The organism is Pseudoalteromonas luteoviolacea (genome assembly GCF_001696455.1).
GTDB classification, from domain to species: domain Bacteria; phylum Pseudomonadota; class Gammaproteobacteria; order Enterobacterales; family Alteromonadaceae; genus Pseudoalteromonas; species Pseudoalteromonas luteoviolacea_C.
Genome location: NZ_MAUJ01000001.1, coordinates 1,474,773 through 1,499,477 on the forward strand (window position 1 = coordinate 1,474,773; position 24,705 = coordinate 1,499,477).

Sequence of the window (24,705 nt, forward strand, 5' to 3'; positions counted from 1 at the left end):
GCAATGAATATAATTGAAACAGCTTGGCATGCGCTGGCAGTCATTAGTTACCCCGAACAACAAGTCAAAACAGCGCAAATACGTAAGATCTCGTCTAATACTTATAAACTGCTAACAGACCATAACATAGACAATGTGCTCACATACTGCGAGCAACTGCTTTCTCAGCGGGATTGGGCATTGAGCCTCATTGCCTATGACTGGGCATTTCGAGTTAAACGTCAGTATACGCCGAGTACATTTGATGTATTTGAGCATTGGCTGTTTGAATATGTGATTGACTGGTATGACTGTGATGATTTTTGCACACACGCGTTTGGTGAGTTACTCGCGCAACACAATGACCTCATCGCAAAAACGCATGCTTGGGCGACACACCCTCACTTTACAGTCAGGCGAGCGATGGCTGTCATTCTGATTTATCCAATCAAAAAAATGCGCTGTCCCACTGGTGCACCGATGCAAGCCGCAAACTTATTATTGAATGATCAGCATGATTTAGTCCAAAAAGGGTATGGCTGGATGCTAAAAGTGTTGTCACAAGAATCTTTGAATGAAGTCATTGAGTATTTAAAATCAAACCACCAACACATGCCAAGAGTGGCATTTAGATATGCAATAGAAAAGCTAGATAAACAAACCCGTACAGCACTAATGTCTCTATAAGAACCACAAACATGACCGTTGGCCGTAGTATTTCCACCGTATATAACATATGATTTTGTTACTTTATCACAATTAAAACGAAAACCATGATAACGATAAAAAAGCTCTCTGACGCATATGTGACTCAAGTTGAAAAAATACAACTGTGCGATAATCAAATAGAATTTGCTGGCACTACCGCTGAATTTTTGAATGACGCATCTGACACAACGCATTTGCACGTCATAAAAAATGACCAAACCGTCATTGGGTATTTTAAGCTCGACTTGGCGTATGCCTATAAATATGACTTTTGTCCACAAAACGCTGTAGGAATAAGGGCATTTGTAATCGACAAACAGCAACAGGGTAAAGGCTTTGGCAAGCTGGCCGTACGCGCGCTGTTTGCCTATGTGGCCGAAAACTACCCGACTTATTCGCAAATCATGTTAACCGTTAACTGCCGCAACCAAGTGGCCTATGAATGCTATAAAAAAGCGGGATTCCAAGACACCCAAGAAAAGTATTTAGGCAGCCCGGCGGGCCCTAATTACATCATGCGCGGCCTTTGCAAAGTGGCTTAAGGATTCCGCAAGACGTTTCTAGTCAGGTTAACTCTACGGAGGTTACCTCTACGGAGATTATCTCTGGTCATTTTATTCATTTCGATTATGCTACGATGTCTTGCGATTAAATAATGATGGAGACTCAAGTGAGTATTGAAAGTTATATTGCCCTGTTCAGTGCTATGTTTGTTGTAGGTATTATCCCCGGTCCGGCTGTGTTTGCCATCACCACCACATCCATCACCGGTGGCTTTCGTCGTGGCGCGGCAATGACCATTGGCTTAGTACTCGCCGACTATGTGTTTATTTTATTGGCAGTGTCAGGCTTGGCATTTGTTGCTGAGTCCATGGGGGGCGCTTTTGCCATCATCAAGTATTCGTGCGCTGCTTATTTGGTCTGGATGGGCATAAACCTATTCTTATCAAAGCCTAATTTAAAGGACAGTGCCCATGTACCTAAGGCGCATCGGTTTGATGTTCTGGCTGGTTTTTTACTGACAATGAGTAACCCAAAAGCGATTATTTTCTACGTCGCGCTCTTTCCAGCTTTCGTCGATTTTCAGCATATCTCTCATACCGATATTTTAGGCATTTTTGCCACGGCGACGCTCGCTTTTGGCTCTGTTAATTTGGGTTATGCATATATGTCTTCTAGCGCAAGGCAACTCGTTTCAAATTCAAAACGACTTGGGATATTTAACAAAGTAGCGGGTACTTTACTCTCAGCGTCCGGTATTGGCGTTGCGCTAAGAACTTAACTTAGCGACCCTCAAGGAGTGAACATTGGATATGGATTTCTTACTAGGGGTGATAGCCTTTGCGACATCCTTAATAGCAGCAATTATCGGGTTTGGTGGCGGAATGTTATTGATTGCTATCCTGCCAATTTTTATTGCCCCCACGCTGGTGATCCCTATTCATGGGATCACCCAAATCGCCAGTAATGCTTCACGCGCCGTTTTTTCTTTTAATTATGTAAAGTGGTCGTTATTGCCTGCTTTTTTAGTTGGCTCAATAGCTGGCACTATTCTGTTTGGCTCAGTGCTTTATGCCCTACCTACAACATTCATACCTCTGGCAATTGGTACCTATTTGCTACTTAACTTGTGGTACCGCCCATTTGCGAATTTTATACGTCAATTCGAAAGCTATTATCTGATTGGCTTATTGCAAACTGGGCTTGGGCTAATTGTGGGCGCAACAGGCCCCTTATCATTGTCAGTTTTAACAAAAGATCTCAAGTCAAAAGATGAAGTCGTAGCAACCAGTGCGGTGTTTATGACCATCAGCCACCTCGCTAAAATACCTGTATTTATGATGGTTACACAGATGCTTTGGCAAAGCTTAGGATTGATTTTATTTATGGTGATAGGCTCTATTTTAGGTTCATTTGTAGGCACAAAATTAAGACTCAAGGCAGATAATACCAAGTTAATAGCCTTGATTAAATTACTGTTAACCTTGCTCGCACTTCACATGATTGTTGCAGTTTTCAACTAGGTTTCAGCGTCAATTCTTCAATCAAAACCTCCCTTAAACCGAAACAAAATTAGTACTTAGTTCGCTAACAATCGCTCCACACTCGCTCCATATTCCTAGCCTACAATGATGAACAGATAAATAAGATAGAGAATCGACATGCGCTTAATCACGACTGCTTTGTTGAGTTTAGCCACTTTGACTGGGTGTCAATTTGGCGATAACGACACGCCAACAATAACGGAAGTCACCCCCTCCCCCGAGGTAAAAAGCAACCTAGAAATTACTGCAATTTCAACAGGCCCTTTAGACACTCTAGAACCCTCCGACACGGTAAAAACATACTACTCTGTTGATGTAACGGGTTTTAACGAAGTCGATGTAGAAGTTCACTTCTATCTAATGCACTCAGACGAACTTGACGAGCAAAGTGAACAAGAAGCAACGATTGAAGACATCCAGCAAATTGCCGTCGTTGAGCTGACCTCACTGAGTGAAGGCTCAAGCGAGCACGAAATTGATCTACTACTGCCGAACACACTCGAAGGCGGAAACTACCATATTATCGCGCAAATTGATCCAAACGATTTACACGTAGAAGACATTGAAGAAGACAATCACCCTTCGGTAGATCACCAGCCTCACCTTGATGGTGAATTTCCGCATGCTGATATTGTTGTACGTGAGCAAGAGGGCCATGATTACAAGCTACTAGCAGCCTCTTTTGGCCAATCAGCACTTATCTTAGATGTGCCAAATGTCGATAACGGAACCAGTGAACACCACTCAGATCTTATCGGTTACCTCGAAGCAGATTATGAAGGTGGTAACCTAGGTCTTTCACATATCAAAGCTGAAGTGATGGTTGCCGGAAACTGGGTAGAGACTCATTTTTGGGATGCTCAAAAAAAACAGTATACAGATACACTAGCGCATGCATTCACCGCTGAGCTGCATGATGAACATATTGGTTTTGATATTGCTTTAGAGCCTGAGTTATTACAACAAGTTTATGCTAATTATGATGCGCAAGGTGATAACCAGTTAGAGTTACGTTTCACGTTGATAGATGCTGCACAAGAATCTGAAACACGTACCGATAACAATGAGATCCTGACATCTATTCCGCTTTATTTCTTTGAACAGGCTGACGAACCACAGGCGCGTCCAGCAAGACAACAGCGCTTTGAAGAAACCGCCATTGTGCCAGCCTCAGTTGGCCTTGCAAATATCAACTTTTCAAGTGAATTCGACAAGTCATATGGTGACAAGTCTAAGTTCAGTGTGGGTGTAGACTTGCAGGGTCAATTGTTTATTGTACCTACTGGCGATCCGGGTGGTCGTATTACAGGTGAAGGGACTGTAGAAGCCTACTTCTTTAACGCCAAAAATACGCTGTTTAGTATTTCATATAACGGTAGTGCTTATATCAGTGGTCTAAACACTGGCTATGAATCAGAAATGATTATCTTCAACAACGTTGTTTTTGAAGATGAAAAGTTTACCGCAAAGTATGAAAAGTCATGGGAAAAGAAGTGGGAAGAAGAAAAAGTACTTGCCCAAGCCACATTCACAGTGGGTCCAATTCCCATCAAAGTCGAAGCGGGTGTAACTGGTAACCTCGGTTTTGAATTAACAGTCGGTTACAACGCTGAGCTGTATGCTGAAGGTGACCTTTTCCATGTAGACTTTGGTGCATTTGGCCGTGGTGGTGTGAACCTATTGGTGGCATCTGCCGGCGTACAGGCGATTTTAAACTTAATCGATAATACCTTTGCAATGGAGTCAAACGCAGGATTTGCGTTACTTACCAACGACAACACTAGTCCACATATTTACTACGGCATTGAACTGAAAAATGACCTAGATGTTATTTCTGGAAAGTTTGGTCTGTACGCTGAAACCTATGGTGTGAAGTGGTGTAAAAAATGGGGGATCCCCTACCCTTGCGGTAAGAAAACAACTCGCTATGATCTGTGGTTATACCAAACCAACAGTGTGTTCAATAAATCGTGGACAATCTACTCCAAAGAAGGCGATATCGATCTATGATTACGCTTAATAAAGTGATCTTAGCCGGTGCACTCTGTGCACTGGCTAATTCTCAATATGTGCAGGCCAACTGCTCTGCCCAATTTGACTTTACCATAGACACGCGCACCACGTTTAATTACGATCAAATTAATAAACAAGGCCAGCAAACACACATCAAACTGTCAGGGCAACTCACAGTTAAAGCCGCCGAACACAATAATGAAGCCGGCTGGTGGGCAATAAAAGCAGACAATGTGCGTGCAGGAAGCGGCCAATTTAGTTCAGAGTTGAACAGCTACACTGTGCCATTCGCCTTCAAATTGACACCAATGGGATTGATCAGCGAATTTTGGTTTCCAACACCACTGAATAAACAAAATCAAGACCAGCTAAAAGGGCTGGCATATTATTTTCAATTCCAGCGCCAGGCTGACAAGCAGCTTGAAATGGAGCAAGATACGCTCGGCCAGTATTCCGTATCTTATTTCTTTAAAGACGACAAAGTCCAACTCAATAAGCACAAATACCAGCTGCACAATGCCAATCAAGATGCACTGCAAACAATAAGTATTGCTTCATCCGGACATGAAATTACGCCAAGTCCGTGCTTTTTCACAACTCGATCAGGTCAAGAAACCCTGCAATTTACCGGCAAGTCGCAAAGCTTAAACCTCAAAACCAAGCAACAATATCGCCTTGAACCCGCTGAACAAGCCTACCCGTCTGCGCTATTTTCTTTGCCTGCAGATTTAATCAGCTGGCCAAAAGACAACCAAACACTTAGCGTTGAAGATGTTGCCCTGCTCAAAAAGGCATTAGTGCGATTGGTACTCGAAAATGATTTAACACAAATTGCAGCCCATGATTTGGCAAAGCAGCTAGCTCAATTTGACGCTGTGCTTGGTTCACTAAATGACGTATTTTTAAAACAGCAGCTTCCAGATGATGCGCAAATGCGTTTATTCAACGCCTTGGGTCAGTTAGATAGCAACAATAGCCAAGAGTTGCTGGGTACACTGCTAATAAAAGCCGATAAAGATCCGCTTATGCAATTTAGGGCATTGAGGGCACTATCTCAGGGTAGAAATACTTTCAGCCCTGAGCTTGCTGCACTACTCAAAGAACAAGTTGAAACGGGCTTCACCAGTTTGGACCCTGAAGTAACGAGCAGTTTTTACATGACCATTGGCGCGATGTTGTATGAACGTGCGCCCGACGCTCAATCGCAACAACTACATAGTGCACTCTCTGAACAACTTTCAATAGAAACAGATGGACGAGTCCAATCAGCACTGATCACAGGGCTGGGCAATAGCCGCGATGAACAACACTTTGAACAAATTGATAGTTACGTCGACAATCGCAACAAAAGTGTGCAGAGAGCCTCTTTTCGGGCCCTAGGTATGTTGCAAACTGAGCAAGCATATACCAGCTTAGAAAAGCAGCTTTCAACCCCTGAGCACCGCAATCAAATTGCACTGCTCGGTGCGCTTGGGAAATACCAGCTCAAGCCCGCAGCCAGTGATGCTGTACTTGCAATTGCTGTGAATAACGAAAGTGCTGAAAGTCGCTATGCAGCGATTAAAGCGTTAGCTACCCAAAAAAATCAAGCCGGGATTAAACACACTTTAAAATCAGCATTACGTTCGGAAAAATCAAAAAGAAATTTCAAAGCGATTGTTGAAATACTACACAATACGGACAGCTCAACACAAAACTAAATCCACGCGCACAGCCATCGTCTAATCATTTGATGGCTGTGTTTCTCATGAGAATGCATTGCCTTTGTTTGTATAACTGGAAATCGACAAACTCTTTGTACTACACCAAACTAACGAGCCTAGCATATGCACCTACAATCACCCGTTCCGATATTGCGCTCATTTGATGAACGCCAAGCCAAATTGTTTTACATCGATTTCTTGGAGTTTCAGCTAGACTGGGCGCATAAACATGAATCGGGACTGCCTCTGTATATGCAAATATCTCAAGGAAAGTGTGTGCTTCATCTTTCGGAACATTACGGAGATGCCACCCCCGGCGCAACACTTAGAATTGCTGTGGTTGATCTCGTTCAATATCAACAGTTATTAGAAAGCAAACAGTTCAAATATGCTCGCCCTAACGTTAATACTCAACCATGGGGCTTAGAAATGCCAATTACGGACCCATTTGGTAATAAACTGATTTTCACTCAACTCGCTTAAAAAGGCAGCACTTTCGCTGCCATAAAAGTGACTATTTTTGTGCGTCGTCAACGCGCCTGTTAACTGGGTAGCGCTCAAAATCCTCCCAATAATGGATCCCTCCAAGCATTTCTTTGACTAAATATCCCAACTCAGAAAGCTTTTGTGCAGCCTTGCTTGCGCCATTACATCCGGGCCCCCAGCAATAAACGATGAATAGCGTATCCGACTTGAATTCTTGCATACGAGCGAGTGTCATTTCCCCATGTGGAATGTTAATCGCAGTGATGGCATGACTCTTTGAAAATGCTTCTTTAGCGCGCACATCAACTAATACAAAATTATCGTTGCCAGATTTAATGTCCGCATAAACATCCGAGCAGTCCGTTTCAAACGCGAGTTTATCTGAAAAATATTGATACGCCTTTTCAGTGTTTCGCTCTATCAGGTAACGTACATTAGACATGATTTAACCTCCTTAATTAACCTGCCAAGTAATTTACTAACCTATTGCAAGTAAAGGAATTCATAAGTTTTGAACGCAGTGTTCAGATATTCTGAACACTGCTAAAATGAGGTGTGTTCCACTCTATTCCTTTAATCTTCCATTTGCTCAATGGCAACAATTTCAGAGCGGTTCATTGTGAGTTTATAGCGTTCGAGTTGGACTTCATCTTTGGTCTTAAAGCGCATAACCAAGTTGATTTGATAACGCCGCTCTACAGAGTTTTTGGACACTTTGTGCCCCTCCAAGCTATAAAGTTTACCAGCGCCTTTTTTCAAATAGCGCGCAAAGGAGCTCATATTAAATGTTATTCTCTGCTGCACCTCTTCATAGCCGGGTAAAAATTCGTCTACATGCACTTGATTTTTTGCGCAAAAATGCAAAAAATTCGCCTCTTGCCGATTCTGTCTGCCGCGTTTTTTAAGCAGCTTATCAACATCATCTGGGATCTCTTTTTTCTTGATATGCTCTAACCATATAGTTTGTGTGCATACCGTTGCATCATTCACTGAGTTCTTGAACTTATTACGCCACTTTGGCCTCCCCTTTTGTACTTGTCGCCAAGCCCATTGAGTTAAGTCATCTTTAAAGGTTTCCCTTAAACCGTAAATAACACCCAGTAACGCGATGAGTGCAACCGTGATCTCTTCAAAATTAGAGCGCGCATTGAGGACGAGATACATCACGAATGCCATTATCACCGCCGTTACCGCACCGCGCGCTAGGCGCTTTAAGTTTGCGCCTAAGTTAGTCGTTTCTTTATTAAAAACGACCCCATATTCAATCAGCCTTTCGAGTAAACGCATCTTATTGGTAATGCGATTGGGGTCATCTAAAGTAACTTGTGAGTTATAACTAAGCTTTTCTCGATATTCACTTTCTTGTTTACAGAAGTCGACGACTGTATTTCTTTCACGGCTAAAGTCGCTAGATTTTGGCCCTCTGGCCAGTAGCTTCAAAAACGCTTGTTCTGTGTGCCAGCTCAGGTAGTTGTCTGCATTTTGAAAGTAAGACTTTAGCTTATTATCTGGCGGCGTGTAGCGCCGCAACTTTACTAACAAGCGTGCCGACTGTTCGACCAGCTCAATCGCGGCAGGATAAAACTCCTCAGCTTGCTTCAGTTTCAGTGTGTCTTTTACATCTGCGTCTAATGCGATGCGAATTTGATAGCAAAACAAATTTAAGTTCACGCGATAGTCACTTTTTTGCCCTTTACTTTGGCTAATAAAACGACTTCTAACTAATGGCAAGTGTAACTGTTCAGAATAGTAGGCACTGTGACTCTTAATGTTTGCGTTAAAGTAGTCCACTTCATTTAATGTATTGGCATTGATACCCATATCAGTAGGGATAGAAAAATACAGGTCAAGTTGGTTAGTCTCTTTGGGCAGGAGCTGGTAATTGATTTTAAAAGATAGGCTTTCGTCTTGGCTTAGTTTCGCTTTGCTCACTCGAATAATGTACCTCCAATTTTTTGTACTCTGCAATTATAACACAAATCCTTTGGTAACATTGGCTTATGCTCTGAAAAACTCGGCTTTTTGTACCAAAGTCGAGGTTTGCAAGCCTGAAACTTTTAGCGATAATGGCGTTTTAATTCAATAAGAAGTATCAATGACACATTCACCCCAAACACCCGAAAGTATTGAAATTTTTTTAAATCGCGTAACCACGCGGGGAAACACCATAGAATTTGAACAAACCATATCCTTGATAGACAGCCACTATGTGTTTAATTCATGTGCATTTGTAAATGGCGAACAGCATAACGAAGCAGGCACGAACTTGGGGTCATGCAAAATATTGGCATTTGCGAAGGCGCATAACTTGTCAGAACAAGCCACACTGCACTGTTTTGGTCACTATTACAGAGAAGACGTGCTACTCAACCCTAATGGCACAGACCACTCAAATATCAGAAACTTTATTAAATTTGGTTGGCAAGGGGTGTCCTTTTCACAGCAGCCTTTAACTCAAAAGTAGCAAATAAGTTTGGGTGCACAGAAGAAGCCTTATAGGTGCGCCCAAATTTATGACTTACCAATCGACTACGACGGTCATCATGTCAATCATAAATCCAAATTAACGGGTGTCTCGTATATCTCCTCTTTAATGAAAGCTTAAATCAAGATGCAATTTAGAGAAGACGAAACCTCACGGATCATAGAAATGGCATGGGAAGACCGAACGCCTTTTGAGGCAATACACGCATTATTCGGGCTAAATGAACAAGCCGTTATTAAACTAATGCGAAAAAACCTGAAGCCTCGGAGCTTCAATCTTTGGCGAGAACGTGTATCAGGTAGAAAAACCAAGCACTTACTCATGCGTTCAAAAAATGTTGTCAGGGGCTATTGTAAGACGCAATATAAGCACAGGTAGTCTTTATAAACGCCTTAATATGGACAGCAACACCTATTTTAACAAGCATGGGTGTAAGAACCCATCAGCACAGTTTTAGATGGTTAGCTAACTGACAATACAAACCTTCATTGTCTCTTTCAAATTTTGTACAGTTAAATCTTCTTTCACCAGATAGCCTTTTACAAAATCATAGCCTTTAACTCTGTGCCTATCTTCAGCACATTTTGAAGAGGTATACAAAGTTAGAATTGAATTTTCGAGTACTCTAGTTGTTGCGCGCAACTTAACAAAAGCTTCTAGAAACTCAAAACCATCCATAAGCGGCATGTTGATATCAAGGAAGATAATGACTGGCGGGAACTTGCCGGGGAATAGTTTTGCATTGTGTTCATAGTTAGACAAGAATTCAATTGCGACTTGTCCATTGTCGGCTTCAAAGATGTGACCTGCAAAATCCACTTTCTTTAATGCTCGTTTTAGTAGATACCTATCAACTTCATCGTCGTCAATCATCATAATGGTATAATCTTTCATCTACACTTTCCTTAAGAACCATTGCAAACAAAATCAAGATGAAAGCTAACTTTAAAAACAGTTACTTATCGATTTTTTGTATTTAGTTGTGCTTACCAAAGTCTAGTCAAAGAACTAAGTTCTACAAATCAAAGCTGGCACGATTTGCGTTAAATTGAAAGAAGTTTGAAGTGCTTAAAAGATAAAACGGCGATCACGTAACAGCTTCAAGGTATATCAAGTTAGCCATTGCTTGTTCGTTATTCGAGCCACATGTATCTTTGTCGGCTTTAAAATCACTACAAACCTTGGGACGCTCCGGCTTACCAAAAATGGAGCAGAGATTTTGCGCGTTTAAATACTCACAGCGCACATTAGCGGCTTTTTTTAATGAACTGATACTCGGGGCGATACAACACGCACCGCAGCCTAACCTACACTCCATTTCAACCCCCATACCAAAAAGCCCAGATTATACGTGTTAGCACACTTTCTGTATGTAAAAAATAATTCATTTATTAAATTTTAAGCAATTTTACCTGCTAATTGTAAAATTGTGACAATAGTCGCAATGCTTTGTTACATATTGATATGAGATCAAAACACCTAGAAATATCTATTGGCGTATTATTCTGAGTAACCGATACGTACCAGTATCAAAATTGTCAATTCAGGAAGGAATTAACATCGTGGCTAGTAAAAAACAAATTATATTACCCTGTGTGGTATTGCTTGGAGGCATAGCAAGTGCTATTGCATTTTCCTCAATGCAAACACCTCCGCAAGAAAAACCAGAAAAAATCATTCACCCACTCGTAGAAGTGTCACCTATTAAAACATCACCTCTGCAAATGTCAGTAAGTTCTTACGGTATCGTCAAACCTAAGTACAGCACACAAATGGTTGCCCAAGTCAGCGGTCAAATCATTGACCTCTCAGACACATTTGTAAAAGGGGGATTTGTTAAAAAAGGGGCGATTTTAGCACGTATAGACCCCAATGATTACGAAGCTGCACTCATTGATGCCGAAGCAAACCTAGCACAAGCGAGTTCTGCACTTGAAATTGAACAAGCACAAGCACACGTTGCTAAAACGGAGTGGGAACGTATAAAGAATAATGCTAACTCGACAATTCCATCTGAACTATATCTACGTAAGCCTCAGTTAGCAGAAAAACTGGCGCGATTTCAAGCGGCTCAAGCCAGTGTAAAACGAGCTAAACGCAATCTAGAACGCACGTACATAAAAGCACCTTACGACGCGATCATCGAAGCTCGGTCGTTAAGTCTAGGTAGTGTTGTTAATCAAGGTAGCTTAGTCGGCGTATTAAATGCTATCTCTGTGGCTGAAGTGCGTTTGCCTGTTGCAGACAATGAGCTACAGCATCTAAAAAACAACGGAATCAATGCGCATGTAACACTCACAGCAAAAGTTGCGGGTCAAGAAGTGAATTGGTCTGGCACCATTGTACGCAGTGAAGGCGTAATCGACAGCCGTAGTCGTATGACATACTTGGTTGCACAGGTCGAACGCCCATATGACGACCTTAATAAGCCACTGAGATTTGGCGCATATCTGAATGCAAATATCAAAGGTAAATTAGTTGATAATGCCGTAGAAATTCCTCACCACTTAGTCAGAGATAGCCAGGTTGCCATTCTAAATAACGACCAAACATTGTCGTTTAAAAAGCTCAATATCGTAAGAGAATACGATGGCTTAGTTGTTGTGGATCAAGGCCTTGAGTCTGGGCAAAGTTTGATTGTTTCAGCGCTTGAGTATCCAACCGAAGGCATGCAGCTGCGCGTTGACAACGACACCCTGAATCAAGCGGCGACTCAGCTTGCATTAAAAGAGGAGTAACCACGTATGGAGACTCAAGAAAAAGGCATCATTGCTTGGTTTGCACGTAACCCCGTTGCCGCCAATCTATTAATGATATTTGTACTCGTGGGTGGATTACTGACCGCATTCACTATTCAAAAACAAATATTTCCACAAAACAAAAATTACTGGTTGAGCATTCAAGCAGTGTATCCTGGCGCAGCCCCACAGGAGGTGGAAGAAGGGATCACAATTAAAGTCGAAGAAGCAATGGAGGGGCTAGAGGGAATTAAAAGGCTTATTACCTACTCAAACCGAGGCTTTTCGCAAACTTGGATTGAAGTAGACCAGCAATACGAGCCAAAAGATGTACTCGATGAAGTTAAAATGCAAGTAGATGCTATCTCGAACTTTCCTTCAGGTATGGAACGCCCAATTGTTCGTAACGAGAAAAACGAACAAGACGTCATGCTACTGACACTAAATGGCGACATGGATTTCAAGGAACTCAAGAAGCTAGGCAATACTCTTCACGATGAAATGCTCGCACTACCGGGTGTCAACTTAGTTAATTTTAACGGTGGCCTTAACTATGAAATAGGCATCGAAGTGAGCCCAGACAAGCTGCGTGAGTACGGCCTGACATTTCGCGATATCTCTTCCGCTGTGCGAAATTTCTCGGCCAACATGTCAGCCGGTCAAATTCGTTCAGACAACGGTTACATCTCAATGCGCGTTGAAAATCAAGCGTATCAGGGTCATGAGTTTGAGCAATTACCTTTAATAACCCTTGAAGACGGCGCACAAATTCGCCTTGGCGATGTAGCTAAAATCTCTGATGGTTTTGAAGAAGGTTTAATGTACTCCCTATACAATGGAAGAAATTCATTGATATATGAAGTGATGGCATCCAAAGATCAAGATATCACTAAAGTAGCCAGTGTCATCAAGGGCTACTTAAAAGAGAAAGAATCTCAGTTGCCGCAAAATGTAAAACTTGAGCCCTTTTTAGATTTCACCTATTACCTTGAAGGCCGCCTAAACATGATGATCGAAAACATGGTTATCGGTGGGATTCTGGTAATGTTGATGTTGGCGCTATTTTTAAGAGTTAGACTCGCGTTTTGGGTCATGATGGGTCTCCCAGTGTCGTTTTTAGGTGCCTTCTTGCTCATGCCTGTGGGTTTTATGGACATCACTATCAACTTAGCTTCTTTGTTTGCCTTTATACTGGTACTCGGTATTGTTGTGGACGATGCAATCGTTGTTGGAGAATCCGCACATGCTGAAATCGAAAAACATGGTCATAGTTTAGATAACGTCGTACGTGGTGTGAAGCGTGTTGCTGTGCCCGCCACCTTTGGTGTACTAACGACCATCGCAGCTTTCTTGCCACAGACTCTGTCTACAGGCCCAGAAGCTGCATTTTCCAAAGCGATAGGCGGTGTCATTATTCTGTGTTTGATTTTCTCTTTGATTGAATCAAAACTGATTCTCCCAGCTCATTTAGCAGCGATGAAAGACAAGCCAAGTAACCCTAAAAACCCGCTTCACCGCTTAAGAGCGGGAATGGACAATGGGCTAAAAAACTTTGTCGAAAACATCTACCGACCATTTATCGATAAGTGTATCCACTACCGTTATACGGTGATCGTCAGCTTTATCTGTATTTTGATTGTTAGCGCTGGACTCTTTGCGGGCGGGTTTATTAAGTTTGTCGCGAATCCAAAAATTCCACACGACTTCCCTAGCATACAAATTGAAATGAACTTATCTGCTTCAGAGTCTGCAACGCTTGAAACAGCCAATAAGATTGAAAAGCTTGTATGGGATGTTGAGAAGAAAATTGAGGAAGAATATGGACAAGTGATGGTTAAAAACTTGTCGGTTAATATGAATGGCCGGACCAATGCTTCAATCCGCGCAATCCTAGTTGAGCCCCACTTGCGCCCGATAGACACATTTGAACTCAGCGAAATGTGGCGAGAAGATATGCCGCCTTTACCAGGCGTTAAAAGCTTGAATATCGACGACAATGTATTCAGTGGTGACCGCGATGATGGCGATATTAGCTTCCGCCTTGAAGGCAAAGACAAAGACACGCTTAGAGAAGTTGCAGCCAAGCTAAAAGCGAAGTTAAGAACCGTTGAAGGTGTTGGCGATGTCAACGACTCAATGCAGTCTGCAACGGATGAAATCAGACTAGAGCTTAAGCCGTTGGCCTACAGCATGGGCTTGACCCTATCCGACGTGGCTTCTCAAGTGAACTTTAGTTACTACGGTCTTGAAGCCCAACGTATTTTACGAAACGGTGAAGAAATAAAAGTGATGGTTCGCTACCCTAGAGAGCACCGTAATGCGATTAGTGATATTCAGGACGTTCGCATCATTTCACCTGCTGGGGCTGAAATTCCACTGGTTGAAGTTGCTGACATTAAAATGGTTGAAGGTGTTAACCGCATTCGTAGAGAAAATGCGAAGCGCACCATCAATGTCTGGGCATCGGTAGATACAGATAAAGCCGAGCCATTTAAAATTGCTGAACAAATAAGTGACGAATACTTGCCTAGTTTGTTAGAAAGTTACCCTGGCGTCTCGAGTAGCATAACTGGACGTGTACAAGAAGAAATGGACAGCGTTGCTGAGCAAATGCGAGATTTCGCACTATCGCTGATGATTATCTTTGCACTGTTGGCAATTCCACTTCGCTCTTACTCTCAACCATTGCTGATTATGTCGGTGATCCCATTTGGTGTCGTCGGCGCGGTACTAGGTCATATGGTACTGGGTATGACAATGAGTGGGCTATCTTTCTTTGGCATCATTGCCGTTGCAGGTGTTGTGGTAAATGACTCTCTCGTCATGGTTGATTTTGTCAACAAGGCACGGGAACGCGGATTAAGTATCAAAGAAGCTGTAGTCGAAGCTGGTTGCCGCAGATTTCGCGCAATCTTGCTTACATCACTCACCACTTTTATCGGTTTAGTGCCAATCATTATGGAAACCAGTTTGCAGGCACAAATCGTCATTCCAATGGCGGTATCGTTGGCATTTGGTGTACTGTTCGCAACCGTCATCACACTGATACTTATCCCTTGTCAGTATGTTGCGCTTGAAGATGCAAAACGTCTAAGCAACAAGCTATTTGGCAAAAAAAGTGAGGAAATAACTCAAGCACAGTCCAATTTAAATTAAGTAAACGCCCTTCCTGACCAAGCCCGGCACGTATGCTGGGCTTTTTCACCTTACAACTCCTTACATTTATAGAACAAACATTAACCCATTCATTAAGTTACCATTAAAATAAAGCAGACTAAATTGCTTGGAAATAGGTGACCTCTTCCTATTGACTAAAAAATAATGTGAAAACTGCCATTGATAAGGAAAAAAAATGCGCAAACTACTTTTGGCCTCACTCGTTGGATTGTTAACTGCCTGTGGTGGCGGTGGTAATTCTTCCGGAAATGACGATCAACGCCCTTCGACACAAAACCGAGCCCCGACAGTAACATTGAGCGGCGAATCACTCGCTTTATCAAACGAATCTATTGTTATCTCTACCAGTTTTATCGACCCAGATAATGATCAACTAAGCGTAAAATGGACTAGTTCATTGGACGGCGTTCAGTTTGTTCAAGAGTCAATGACTAAAACACTCGTTAAACTCCCTCCTGTAACAGAGAAACAAAGCATTACAGTCACGTGTGAGGTCTCGGATGGAGTGAATTCCACGGTGGTTAAAACCCACATAATTTCACTGTATCCAGAAGTTGTAGGCGCAAACATTGAGATGAAGGACAGCTATACATTCAGTGGTGGCGACACAGTGTCATTGACAGCCTCATATGAAACTGATGCCAATATTCAAAAAGTGGATTGGCAAATTGAAGGGCTCAACCCATCACGTGAGATATCGACATCAAACTCAGGCCGCACCGGAGACTCGACACTAACTCTCACCCTTCCAGATGTATCGGAAGAAACTGAGTTTACTGTGGTGATTAATGTTGTAACCGACAACGGCGTACATACTCGCCCAGCAACCGTAAAGATAACCCCGGCTGACGGTCCTTCTTTGACTTTATCGTTACCTGAACAGGTGACAGTAGCAAGCGGAAAAACCGCAAGTATCATCCCAACAGTCTCTCATAGCCACGAAATCGAAGCGTATGCATGGCAATGGCAGCCTGACCCGCAGCCAACCAATGCGACCAGTGATAATAAAGCCTATCACTTTACCGCCCCCATTGTTCAACAAGACACCACATTTGACTTATCACTTGAGGTTTCAATGAAAGGTGGCGTGACTGAAACTGCCACCACAAAAGTGTTAGTCACTAAACAAGCGACTCAAACCCCCATCACACTATCTAGCTCTCACGAAGTGGCCGCTTCAGGACAGACAGTCGAAGTATCCAGTAATTTAACTGACTTCTCGAATATAGACAGTGTTACGTGGACTATCAACAATCAGTTTGACGAACAGTATCTCACTAAGACAAACAGTAAACTGACGATACAGTTGCCTGAAGTTGAGAGCTTTAATAACTTTCATACAATAAGTTATACGGTGAAATATAAGTCAGGTGGCAGCGCAACGGCAACCCAGTCGCTAACTTTCCATAATACAGCAGCGACACGGGATTCTATAAATATTCCTGATAAAGATCATAGATTTGAACTTTACCCTAAACGAGAGGTTACACAAAACTACACATTGGAAAGCGCAGTGCCAATAGACCAAGTGCGCATTGTTCCCATCACTAATTTGCACACTTACGATCAATTAGACGTTACTTATGCGGACGGCATTGCTGCGGTAACGGTATTAGATAACGAATACACGATAAGCTCACTTAGGGCATTTAACCTAATAATCAAAGCAGGTTTTGCCGAGAAAGAAGTTAAAATTTATGGCGAATCGTACAACTCTCTCTTAAGAACCTATGCAGGCGTCAATGAAACCTATGTGAGTGGATCGACTTTTTCCTTGTATGGTCAGTTCATTCATTTAGATGGCAAAACAGACTATGTGCCTACTTGGGACAGTACGATTGGGGTATCAAAGACTTCAAATGATGTGGCCTTATTTGCCCAATATCACCAGATATTACCTCAAGACCTTGATGCTAGATTGTCATTATTCACAACAGATGAAGCGGATAATTATGTGACAAACAGCCTAGAAATTGCATTAGCAAACAACTTTGAAATCGAAGGTGAGCATTATCGTTGTGTTGTTGAAGACCGAGCACTAACAAAGTGTACCAGCACCAATAGCCTGCTTACATTTGAAACACAGCCCGAACAACTAAAACAAGTTGTAACCCGTGGATACTACGCCTGCTTACTGGGCAATGCAGGAGACGTGCATTGCGCTGGATTTAATGACTCACCAGTCGCGCAGGTAACTGCACTTACAGGTGTCAGCAAGCTCAATGCCGTGAATTATGATACAGCATGTGCGCAATTTGCTGATGCGAGCTGGCAATGTTGGGGTAATGATGCCGCACCTATTGAACAGCTTATCGCGCAATCAGGTATCGTACATCAAATTTTGGGCAATAATACACATACCTGCTTAGTAAATGATGGCCATTTACGCTGCTATGCTGGCAACACTTTGGCATTCCAAAGTAGTGGAGACTTTGTCGAAAACATCGTAATGGACGATGACAAACTATGTTACAGAAACCAGGGCTCGAATATACTCAAATGCCCACTTGAAGATTAAATGGTGTGACTCTTCCCGCGGCATTGCTGGGTATTCACCTAGCTTTGTCGCATGATCTAACATCGATTTGTGCCCTACTTTTACTAATTCCTGACTTTTATAAACATCAGCTGTTTATATTAATATAAAATAAGCAGTTAGGTTATTTTAACTAGTTAACTTTACAAATGAACTGAATAAAGACACACTAGATACAGTGATTCAAAACTCTTTTTTAAAATGAAATATCTCTGTTTGATTTTCGCTCTAACAACACTGTTTTTAGCTGGTTGTGGCAACGAAGAAGCTGGTCGAGGTGATAAAGACACCCCAGGCTATGCCGCTACAATGTATTTTGATGCGCTCTACAACCGCAAAGATATGAAAGCCGCGTTGAAGCTGTCCACACCCAGACTTGCTAGAATAATGCGCTCTTACGGCACCCCATCACAATTCACTAGAAACCTCGTGAATATGCAATTTGATCATGTCACCATAGAACTGGACATGACCAACAAAAGCTTGCGCGAACAATATGGTAAAAAAGCCAAGGTGAATCTCATTTTTACCGGTCAGTTACATGGCGACCAAGTTGACGATATGCGTAGCGTACAGATGGTAAAACGCAAGGGTGATTGGTACGTCGACAAAATAAACCCTGACCCCTATGCACGCTAACTGCCCTCTCAAGCGCTTTGTGAGTCTACACTAAGCGCTTCGTCTCTGAGCTTTAACCATTTTTCAAGTATCTCTTTATCCCCTTCAGAAAGTGCGCCTGACTCACAAGCCTCTCTCAATTGCTGAGGAATTGTCCTGTCGTAAATTGTTTCCGATTGCTTCCTCTGCCAACGCAAAAAGTCATGATAAGGCGCTTTTGCATGCTTAGAAACAGACAGTGCTTCTTCGAGCTTTTCTAACCCCCTCATACCTGTACAGTCGCAGAACGCACTGATACGATTGCGCGTATTGCTGTTTTCAACAACACTCGCGCACAAGGATTTGACCTCATCATCTGATGCACTGAACGCCCTAGTACCGAGAGGGAAGATCACTCTCTTCGTTAAGCTTCTTAGTCCCCTTGGCAAGAAATTTTCGATGAATGTTTTCGCAGCATGACTATAACTAGTCAAGTGGTAGGCCATGGCCACGCGAACGAGGGGTAAGTCTCCGCATTGATGACCATCATCTTCATATTTTTTCAATACGCAAGAAGCCAAGTATAAATGGCTGAGCATGTCGCCTAATCGGGCTGACTGCATTTCACGATATTTAAGTGCCCCACCCAAGCGCAACATTGCAATATCACTCATCACTGCCAACACTTGGCTGTACCAGGTCAGTATTTGATAATAGCGCGCTACATCGCCTCCAACTGGTGAACTGACAAAGCGCGCCGCGGTCAGGCCATTAAACAGCGCTTTTAAGCTATTTGTTCCTGAATGAATAAGATGAGACAGAAGTAACTTATCAAACTCTTTCAGCCCCTGCTCTTTATCTTCAATTTGCACGGCATCCATTTCTTTTAGAATAAACGGATGGCAACGGCTTGCGCCCTGACCAAATATCATTAAATTTCTGGTCAGTATATTCGCTCCCTCAACCGTAATACTGATTGGCATACCCGCATAATGATTGGCCAAATAGTTTAAAGGGCCTTTTTGAATCGCTTTGCCCCCATGCACATCCATTGCATCATTTATGACAACACGTGCCTGTTCAGTTAAATGGTATTTAGCAATGGCAGTGATAACCGATGGTTTCTTATTTAAATCGACCGCCAAAGCAGTATTTTCACGTCCTGCCTCAATGCTATAAGTTAGTCCGCATATACGCGCTAAGGTACTTTGCACGCCTTCAAATTGGCCTATGGGCTGCTTAAATTGATAGCGAAGCTGGCTATACGCGGAAGTCGCTCGACTGCATAATTGCGCCGTACCTGCGCTCAAAGCAGGTAACGAAATGCCGCGCCCAGCACTCAAACAAGAGACTAACATGCGCCACCCAATTCCAACGCCATCCTGTCCACCAATGACCCAATCTAAAGGTATAAAAACATCCTTCCCCTCTGTTGTGCCATTCATAAATGCCAGCCCCATAGGGTCATGTCTTTCGCCTTTAATCACACCTTCATGGGCTGTCGGTATCAAGGCGCAGGTTATACCTAGCTCAACTTGCTCTCCTAACAAATGATCTGGGTCGTAAACTTTGAATGCCAATCCAAGTACATCTGCAACAGGAGCCAAGGTGATATAGCGCTTTGACCATGTCACACTCAATCCTATGGTTTCTTTTCCCTCGAAATCTTGTTTGCAAACCGTAGCATAGTCGGTGATACCACCTGCATCGGAACCTGCGTGCAATGAAGTCAATGCAAAGCAAGGTAGCACTTCGCCAGTTGCAAGCTTTGGTAGCCAGTGCTGCTGTTGTTCGTGTGTGCCAAAGTGAAGTAATAGTTCTGCGGGGCCTAAACTATTTGGTACCATAACCGTTACCGCTGTTGACAAACTGCGAGTCGCTATTGTTGATACGATCACCGAGTTTGCCTGTGCACTGAACTCTCTTCCCCCATGACTCTTAGGGATAATCATTGCAAAGAACCCCTGCTCTTTTAAGTACTTCCATACAGATTCAGGCAAATCACCTTGCTCAGTTATTTTTGACTCATCAAGCATGGACATCAGCGACTTCAATTCGTTGTTTACAAACGCTTGCTCTTCATCGGATAACCTAGGTTTCCCCGAGTGCAACCACATTTTCCAGTCGGGTTTACCGCTGAATAGGCTTGCATCCCACCATGTATCACCCGCCTTCATGGCCTCTTTTTCTGTATCAGAAAGCTCGGGTAAAGCACGTTTAAAATAATTGAACAGTGGTAAAGATATCCATTTCACTCGTATATCCTTAACGCCAAAAACAACCCAAACAGCTATAATTATTAATAAAACTAACCACATGAGAGTCTGTCTCCTTCCTAAAGTTAAAGTAAGTATGGATGAAAAACATACTTACTCAACCATGACAAAGCATTGTGGGCAACAATTCGAGCACATTGCCATTAAGAAATGGGTATTGTTTGATTTTACAGGTGCCTAATTTAGCTTGATGCGTACTGTTGACGATTGAGGGGACGCTAATAGGCTGTTATCATCGCTTTTCTCTATAACAAAAAGTGAATAATTATGTCAGCAAAATTTAAACTCAGCCTAAGCGCGATCTTCGTAGCTGGGGCACTCTCTCTGAGTGGCTGTAACTCGACAACAAGTGAAAAACTAACAGAAAAAGACGCTGAAGCATTCCTAGTACAAGCTGAAGAGCAGCTTCGAGACCTATCAGTCAGAAGTAGTCGTGCAGCTTGGATATACGCAAACTTTATCACAGAAGATACAGCTGCACTCTCTGCTGAAGTTGGCGAAGAATACACAGCAGCGCTTGTTGCGCTAGCGAATGAAGCTGCAAAATTTGATAGCCTAGAACTGAGCTATGATAACCGCCGTAAGTTAGATAAGTTAAAATTAAACCTTACACTTCCAGCACCAAAAGACCCTGCTAAAACAGCTGAATTGGCTAAACTTTCTGCGGATCTAGATGGCCTTTATGGTAAAGGGAAATACTGTAAAGAAGGTAAATGCTTAAGCTTAGGCGATATGACTGCCAAAATGGCTACAAGTCGTGATTACGAAGAGCTATTAGATATCTGGCAGGGCTGGCGTGATGTATCAAAGCCAATGCGTCCTCTTTATACGGACTTAGTATCTCTTGCAAATGAAGGTGCCAATGAGCTTGGCTACGCTGACACGGGTGCGATGTGGCGCAGTAAATATGATATGCCAGCGGATGACTTTGCAAAAGAACTAGACCGCATTTGGGGTCAAGTAAAACCTTTGTATAACTCTCTTCACTGCCACGTACGCGCAAAGCTTGGTGAAAAATATGGTGAAGATAAAGTGCCTCAGGATCAGCCAATTCCAGCACATTTACTTGGCAACATGTGGGCACAGTCATGGGGTAACATCTATGATTTAGTTGCACCTGAAAATGCTGATCCAGGCTATGACTTGACTGAGTTACTTAAGCAGAACGACTACGATGCGATTAAGATGACCAAAGGCGCAGAAAAGTTCTTTACTTCTATGGGCTTTGAGCCTCTACCAGAAACGTTCTGGACTCGTTCATTGTTTTTGAAACCAAAAGATCGCGATGTTCAGTGTCATGCTTCTGCTTGGAACTTGGACAATAAAGATGATTTACGTATCAAAATGTGTATTCAGCAAACAGGTGAAGAATTTTCAGTTATTCACCATGAGCTAGGCCACAATTTCTATCAGCGTGCTTACAATAAACTGCCTATTTATTATCAAGAAAGTGCGAATGATGGATTCCATGAAGCGATTGGTGACACTATCGCCCTTTCGGTAACACCAGGATACCTAAAAGAAATTGGTTTATTAGATCAAGTACCTGATGAGTCAAAAGACATTGGCTTGCTCATGAAAATGGCGATGGATAAAGTTGCGTTCATTCCATTTGGTTTACTAGTAGACCAGTGGCGTTGGAAGGTTTACTCAGGTGAAATAAGCCCCGAGCAGTACAACCAGGCGTGGTGGGAACTGCGTGAGAAATATCAAGGTGTTAAGGCACCTGTAGCGCGCACAGAAACTGACTTCGACCCAGGTGCAAAATACCATGTTCCAGGAAACGTTCCTTATACTCGTTACTTCTTAGCGCACATTCTTCAGTTTGAGTTCCACAAGTCTCTATGTGAAATCGCTGGCAGCAAAGAAGCTATCCACCGTTGTTCAGTTTACAACTCTAAAGAAGCTGGTGAGCGATTGAACACCATGCTTGAAATGGGAAGTAGCCGCCCTTGGCAAGAAGCGCTTGAAACCGTTACAGGTAGCAAGCAAATGGATGCAACAGCAATCCTTGACTACTTCGCACCTTTACAAGCATACCTAGACGAGCAAAATAAAAATCGTCAGTGTGGCTGGTAACCGCTTTTCTTTCAGATAGCGCAACAATTGTTGCGCTATCTCTTTCACTCGCCATATCTTGCAACAATTTTTTTCTTCCTCCTCTTTAAAAATATAGCTAATGTATTGATATCAAGAGGAGAACATATGAACTTTCATCGTACTTGGCTGTATAGTCAGTTTGAACTTACACGCTTATTTGCCACGAAAAGAGGCTGGCTAGCCGTGACAGCATTTTCGTTAGTATGGTTTATGGTGCTGCGCTACCCGATTTATAACGCGGTGCCTTTTCTGAATAGTCCAGAATTCGAAGGCCTTGTTAGTCAGCTTGCTGGCACAATTGGACTCAATAGTTTGGTAACTTGGCCTGAAGCGGAACTCGCCATATTCTGGGTTATCGCATTGTTTACCTTTCCCATGTTTGCTTTGTTTGTTACCGCAGATCAAACGGTTGAAGACAGAAATAGAGGGACGGTTCGCTTCTTAACACTAAGAAGTACGCGTTTTGAATTGTTACTTGGGCGTTTTTTAGGTCAAGTGATGATCTTAGCCGCTTTAATTGGCTTAGTGAGTGTCGCTACATTAGTGATGATGGGCATGCGAGAGACCGACTTAGTCGCTTCAGGTCTAGTCAAATCAGCTGCAATATGGGTTAAGTTATTGGTGACGTGTTTGCCGTTTATCGCACTGATGAGTTTACTAAATCTGGTGACAAATTCAGCACGAATGAGCATTGTGTTCGCGATTTTGTTTTTTACCATTATCGCCTCATCAATCACTTACATTGGTGATGAGTACCCCATATTTGCGTGGCTTAATTACCTTATCCCAGGACATCATATTAGTGATATAACAGGCTGGCAAAGCAACGCTAACTTCTCTCTATTCTTGCCAATCTTGCAAGCTGCTGCGCTACTTGGTGCCGCTCAATTCATTCTAAGGGAGCGTGACCTATGAGCACAGTAATAGAAGTCAGCGCACTGTCAAAGTCATTTGGCGCAAAACAAGCGTTATCTGATGTCAACTTCACCATTGAAAAAGGGAACACTGTTGCTCTGGTTGGGCCTAATGGCGCAGGTAAAACCACACTTTTCAGCATCATTTGTGGTTACCTCAAACCTGATCAGGGTAAAGTTGATATCCTCGGGCATAATCCTCGCAGCCCAGCCTTGTACAACAAATTAAGTGCGCTACCACAAGATGCGCAGCTAGACCCTAAGTTTTCAGTGGCCAAGCAACTCAGCTTTTATGCCCAATTACAAGGCATGGACAAAAAGTCAGCTTTAGCAGATACCGAGCGAGTCTTAGAGCTCGTCGACTTGTTACAGGTGGCACAATCCAAAACATCAGAGTTATCCCATGGCATGCGTAAACGAGTATGCATTGCACAGGCCTTATTAGGTAGCCCGGAAATCGTGCTGCTCGATGAAGCGACAGCTGGCTTAGACCCCAAAAACGCAAAAGCGATTAGAAACCTCATTGCATCACTCAAAGGTCAAATCACATTTATCTTGAGTTCGCACGACCTCAGTGAGTTAGAACGTCTTTGCGACACTGTTTTATATTTAGAACAAGGGCAGTTAAGTAGTCATCAAAGTGATTTACACCAAACACAGCAAGGGAGCTATATCACTTTGCAAATGCTTAACCTCAATGAGCAAATGCAGGCTCAAATTGCTCAATTGCAAGGGGTGACAAATGTTAAGCAAACTCAGTCTGACGAACTGGTGATTGAATATACAAAGCACGCTGAACCACTAGATTTGTCACTACTGACTTTAATACATAATAATCAATGGACATATAAGCAAATAGTCAATGGAAGAACCTTGGAAAACCAACTATTTGTTGATTAAGTATTGAATTAACAAGCAAGTACCTCTGCCACTCAGAGGTACATTTTT

Annotated in this window: 21 protein-coding genes; 16 read left to right on the plus strand and 5 right to left on the minus strand. The window is 42.7% G+C overall.

The window, feature by feature from the left end; genetic code table 11:
• Positions 1 to 3 precede the first annotated feature (3 nt).
• The 7 genes from A7985_RS06285 to A7985_RS06315 all read left to right on the plus strand — a co-directional run bounded on the left by A7985_RS06285 (position 4) and on the right by A7985_RS06315 (position 6,931).
• Positions 4 to 666, plus strand: a complete 663-nt coding sequence (locus tag A7985_RS06285; protein ID WP_065789562.1) for a DNA alkylation repair protein — start codon at positions 4 to 6, stop codon at positions 664 to 666.
• A gap of 86 nt (positions 667 to 752) precedes the next feature.
• The gene (locus tag A7985_RS06290; protein WP_065789563.1) at positions 753 to 1,229 is read left to right on the plus strand and encodes a GNAT family N-acetyltransferase; all 477 of its coding nucleotides are present in this window, start codon (positions 753 to 755) and stop codon (positions 1,227 to 1,229) included.
• 128 nt (positions 1,230 to 1,357) lie between these two features.
• The gene (locus A7985_RS06295) at positions 1,358 to 1,969 is read left to right on the plus strand and encodes a LysE family translocator (protein ID WP_065789564.1); all 612 of its coding nucleotides are present in this window, start codon (positions 1,358 to 1,360) and stop codon (positions 1,967 to 1,969) included.
• A 31-nt stretch (positions 1,970 to 2,000) separates the two neighbouring features.
• Positions 2,001 to 2,711 carry a sulfite exporter TauE/SafE family protein gene (locus A7985_RS06300; RefSeq protein WP_256096649.1) on the plus strand — a complete coding sequence of 237 codons (711 nt, stop codon included), beginning with the start codon at positions 2,001 to 2,003 and terminating at the stop codon, positions 2,709 to 2,711.
• A 138-nt stretch (positions 2,712 to 2,849) separates the two neighbouring features.
• Positions 2,850 to 4,742: a hypothetical protein gene (locus tag A7985_RS06305; RefSeq protein WP_065789566.1), complete on the plus strand. Its 1,893-nt coding sequence runs from the start codon at positions 2,850 to 2,852 to the stop codon at positions 4,740 to 4,742.
• Positions 4,739 to 6,445, plus strand: coding sequence for a HEAT repeat domain-containing protein (locus A7985_RS06310; protein ID WP_065789567.1), 1,707 nt, complete (start codon positions 4,739 to 4,741; stop codon positions 6,443 to 6,445). Before A7985_RS06305 ends, A7985_RS06310 begins: the two co-directional genes overlap by 4 nt.
• A gap of 126 nt (positions 6,446 to 6,571) precedes the next feature.
• Positions 6,572 to 6,931, plus strand: a complete 360-nt coding sequence (locus A7985_RS06315; protein ID WP_065789568.1) for a glyoxalase superfamily protein — start codon at positions 6,572 to 6,574, stop codon at positions 6,929 to 6,931.
• Between the two features lie 31 nt (positions 6,932 to 6,962).
• Here the strand turns inward: A7985_RS06315 and A7985_RS06320 are convergent, their stop codons facing one another.
• Positions 6,963 to 7,376 carry a rhodanese-like domain-containing protein gene (locus tag A7985_RS06320; RefSeq protein ID WP_065789569.1) on the minus strand — a complete coding sequence of 138 codons (414 nt, stop codon included), beginning with the start codon at positions 7,374 to 7,376 and terminating at the stop codon, positions 6,963 to 6,965.
• Between the two features lie 131 nt (positions 7,377 to 7,507).
• Entirely contained in the window at positions 7,508 to 8,866 is a 1,359-nt protein-coding gene (locus A7985_RS06325) for a hypothetical protein (protein WP_065789570.1), read from the minus strand.
• Positions 8,867 to 9,029: 163 nt separating this feature from the next.
• Between A7985_RS06325 and A7985_RS06330 the strand changes: the two genes are divergently transcribed.
• Both A7985_RS06330 and A7985_RS06335 read left to right on the plus strand, forming a co-directional pair.
• Positions 9,030 to 9,398 (plus strand): HopJ type III effector protein, encoded by a 369-nt coding sequence (locus A7985_RS06330; protein ID WP_065789571.1) that lies wholly within the window; start codon positions 9,030 to 9,032, stop codon positions 9,396 to 9,398.
• A 147-nt stretch (positions 9,399 to 9,545) separates the two neighbouring features.
• The gene (locus A7985_RS06335; protein ID WP_065789572.1) at positions 9,546 to 9,797 is read left to right on the plus strand and encodes a TIGR03643 family protein; all 252 of its coding nucleotides are present in this window, start codon (positions 9,546 to 9,548) and stop codon (positions 9,795 to 9,797) included.
• Between the two features lie 87 nt (positions 9,798 to 9,884).
• On the opposite strand, the gene A7985_RS06340 is transcribed toward A7985_RS06335, so the two are convergent.
• Together A7985_RS06340 and A7985_RS06345 are read right to left on the minus strand one after the other, a co-directional pair.
• Positions 9,885 to 10,313, minus strand: coding sequence for a response regulator (locus A7985_RS06340; protein WP_065789573.1), 429 nt, complete (start codon positions 10,311 to 10,313; stop codon positions 9,885 to 9,887).
• A 193-nt stretch (positions 10,314 to 10,506) separates the two neighbouring features.
• Positions 10,507 to 10,737 carry a hypothetical protein gene (locus A7985_RS06345; protein WP_065789574.1) on the minus strand — a complete coding sequence of 77 codons (231 nt, stop codon included), beginning with the start codon at positions 10,735 to 10,737 and terminating at the stop codon, positions 10,507 to 10,509.
• A 244-nt stretch (positions 10,738 to 10,981) separates the two neighbouring features.
• On the opposite strand from A7985_RS06345, the gene A7985_RS06350 reads away from it, so the two are divergent.
• The 4 genes from A7985_RS06350 (at position 10,982) to A7985_RS06365 (ending at position 18,509) form a co-directional block, all read left to right on the plus strand.
• The gene (locus A7985_RS06350) at positions 10,982 to 12,157 is read left to right on the plus strand and encodes an efflux RND transporter periplasmic adaptor subunit (protein ID WP_065789575.1); all 1,176 of its coding nucleotides are present in this window, start codon (positions 10,982 to 10,984) and stop codon (positions 12,155 to 12,157) included.
• 6 nt (positions 12,158 to 12,163) lie between these two features.
• A complete protein-coding gene (locus A7985_RS06355) occupies positions 12,164 to 15,313 on the plus strand; it encodes an efflux RND transporter permease subunit (protein WP_065789576.1) in 3,150 nt (1,049 codons plus the stop codon).
• A 196-nt stretch (positions 15,314 to 15,509) separates the two neighbouring features.
• Complete coding sequence (locus A7985_RS06360; RefSeq protein ID WP_065789577.1) at positions 15,510 to 17,852, plus strand: hypothetical protein; 2,343 nt, start codon at positions 15,510 to 15,512, stop codon at positions 17,850 to 17,852.
• A 219-nt stretch (positions 17,853 to 18,071) separates the two neighbouring features.
• Positions 18,072 to 18,509 carry a hypothetical protein gene (locus tag A7985_RS06365; protein ID WP_065789578.1) on the plus strand — a complete coding sequence of 146 codons (438 nt, stop codon included), beginning with the start codon at positions 18,072 to 18,074 and terminating at the stop codon, positions 18,507 to 18,509.
• 8 nt (positions 18,510 to 18,517) lie between these two features.
• Here the strand turns inward: A7985_RS06365 and A7985_RS06370 are convergent, their stop codons facing one another.
• On the minus strand, positions 18,518 to 20,785 hold the full coding sequence (locus tag A7985_RS06370) for an acyl-CoA dehydrogenase (RefSeq protein ID WP_065789579.1): 2,268 nt from the start codon (positions 20,783 to 20,785) through the stop codon (positions 18,518 to 18,520).
• Between the two features lie 225 nt (positions 20,786 to 21,010).
• On the opposite strand from A7985_RS06370, the gene A7985_RS06375 reads away from it, so the two are divergent.
• The 3 genes from A7985_RS06375 (at position 21,011) to A7985_RS06385 (ending at position 24,657) form a co-directional block, all read left to right on the plus strand.
• Entirely contained in the window at positions 21,011 to 22,822 is a 1,812-nt protein-coding gene (locus A7985_RS06375; protein WP_065789580.1) for a M2 family metallopeptidase, read from the plus strand.
• 126 nt (positions 22,823 to 22,948) lie between these two features.
• Positions 22,949 to 23,758 (plus strand): ABC transporter permease subunit, encoded by an 810-nt coding sequence (locus A7985_RS06380; protein ID WP_065789581.1) that lies wholly within the window; start codon positions 22,949 to 22,951, stop codon positions 23,756 to 23,758.
• A complete protein-coding gene (locus A7985_RS06385) occupies positions 23,755 to 24,657 on the plus strand; it encodes an ABC transporter ATP-binding protein (protein WP_065789582.1) in 903 nt (300 codons plus the stop codon). The genes A7985_RS06380 and A7985_RS06385 overlap by 4 nt, the downstream gene beginning before the upstream one ends.
• The last annotated feature ends 48 nt before the right edge of the window (positions 24,658 to 24,705 follow it).

Excerpts from the sequence above, each read along its gene's own strand:
- A7985_RS06375 (WP_065789580.1), top strand. The coding sequence starts at position 21,011 with ATGTCAGCAAAATTTAAACTCAGCCTAAGCGCGATCTTCGTAGCTGGG.
- A7985_RS06345 (WP_065789574.1), bottom strand. The coding sequence starts at position 10,737 with ATGGAGTGTAGGTTAGGCTGCGGTGCGTGTTGTATCGCCCCGAGTATC.
- A7985_RS06355 (WP_065789576.1), top strand. The coding sequence starts at position 12,164 with ATGGAGACTCAAGAAAAAGGCATCATTGCTTGGTTTGCACGTAACCCC.
- A7985_RS06380 (WP_065789581.1), top strand. The coding sequence starts at position 22,949 with ATGAACTTTCATCGTACTTGGCTGTATAGTCAGTTTGAACTTACACGC.
- A7985_RS06290 (WP_065789563.1), top strand. The coding sequence starts at position 753 with ATGATAACGATAAAAAAGCTCTCTGACGCATATGTGACTCAAGTTGAA.
- A7985_RS06335 (WP_065789572.1), top strand. The coding sequence starts at position 9,546 with ATGCAATTTAGAGAAGACGAAACCTCACGGATCATAGAAATGGCATGG.
- A7985_RS06305 (WP_065789566.1), top strand. The coding sequence starts at position 2,850 with ATGCGCTTAATCACGACTGCTTTGTTGAGTTTAGCCACTTTGACTGGG.
- A7985_RS06285 (WP_065789562.1), top strand. The coding sequence starts at position 4 with ATGAATATAATTGAAACAGCTTGGCATGCGCTGGCAGTCATTAGTTAC.
- A7985_RS06300 (WP_256096649.1), top strand. The coding sequence starts at position 2,001 with ATGGATTTCTTACTAGGGGTGATAGCCTTTGCGACATCCTTAATAGCA.
- A7985_RS06330 (WP_065789571.1), top strand. The coding sequence starts at position 9,030 with ATGACACATTCACCCCAAACACCCGAAAGTATTGAAATTTTTTTAAAT.
- A7985_RS06315 (WP_065789568.1), top strand. The coding sequence starts at position 6,572 with ATGCACCTACAATCACCCGTTCCGATATTGCGCTCATTTGATGAACGC.
- A7985_RS06365 (WP_065789578.1), top strand. The coding sequence starts at position 18,072 with ATGAAATATCTCTGTTTGATTTTCGCTCTAACAACACTGTTTTTAGCT.
- A7985_RS06370 (WP_065789579.1), bottom strand. The coding sequence starts at position 20,785 with ATGTGGTTAGTTTTATTAATAATTATAGCTGTTTGGGTTGTTTTTGGC.
- A7985_RS06320 (WP_065789569.1), bottom strand. The coding sequence starts at position 7,376 with ATGTCTAATGTACGTTACCTGATAGAGCGAAACACTGAAAAGGCGTAT.
- A7985_RS06385 (WP_065789582.1), top strand. The coding sequence starts at position 23,755 with ATGAGCACAGTAATAGAAGTCAGCGCACTGTCAAAGTCATTTGGCGCA.
- A7985_RS06340 (WP_065789573.1), bottom strand. The coding sequence starts at position 10,313 with ATGAAAGATTATACCATTATGATGATTGACGACGATGAAGTTGATAGG.
- A7985_RS06310 (WP_065789567.1), top strand. The coding sequence starts at position 4,739 with ATGATTACGCTTAATAAAGTGATCTTAGCCGGTGCACTCTGTGCACTG.
- A7985_RS06360 (WP_065789577.1), top strand. The coding sequence starts at position 15,510 with ATGCGCAAACTACTTTTGGCCTCACTCGTTGGATTGTTAACTGCCTGT.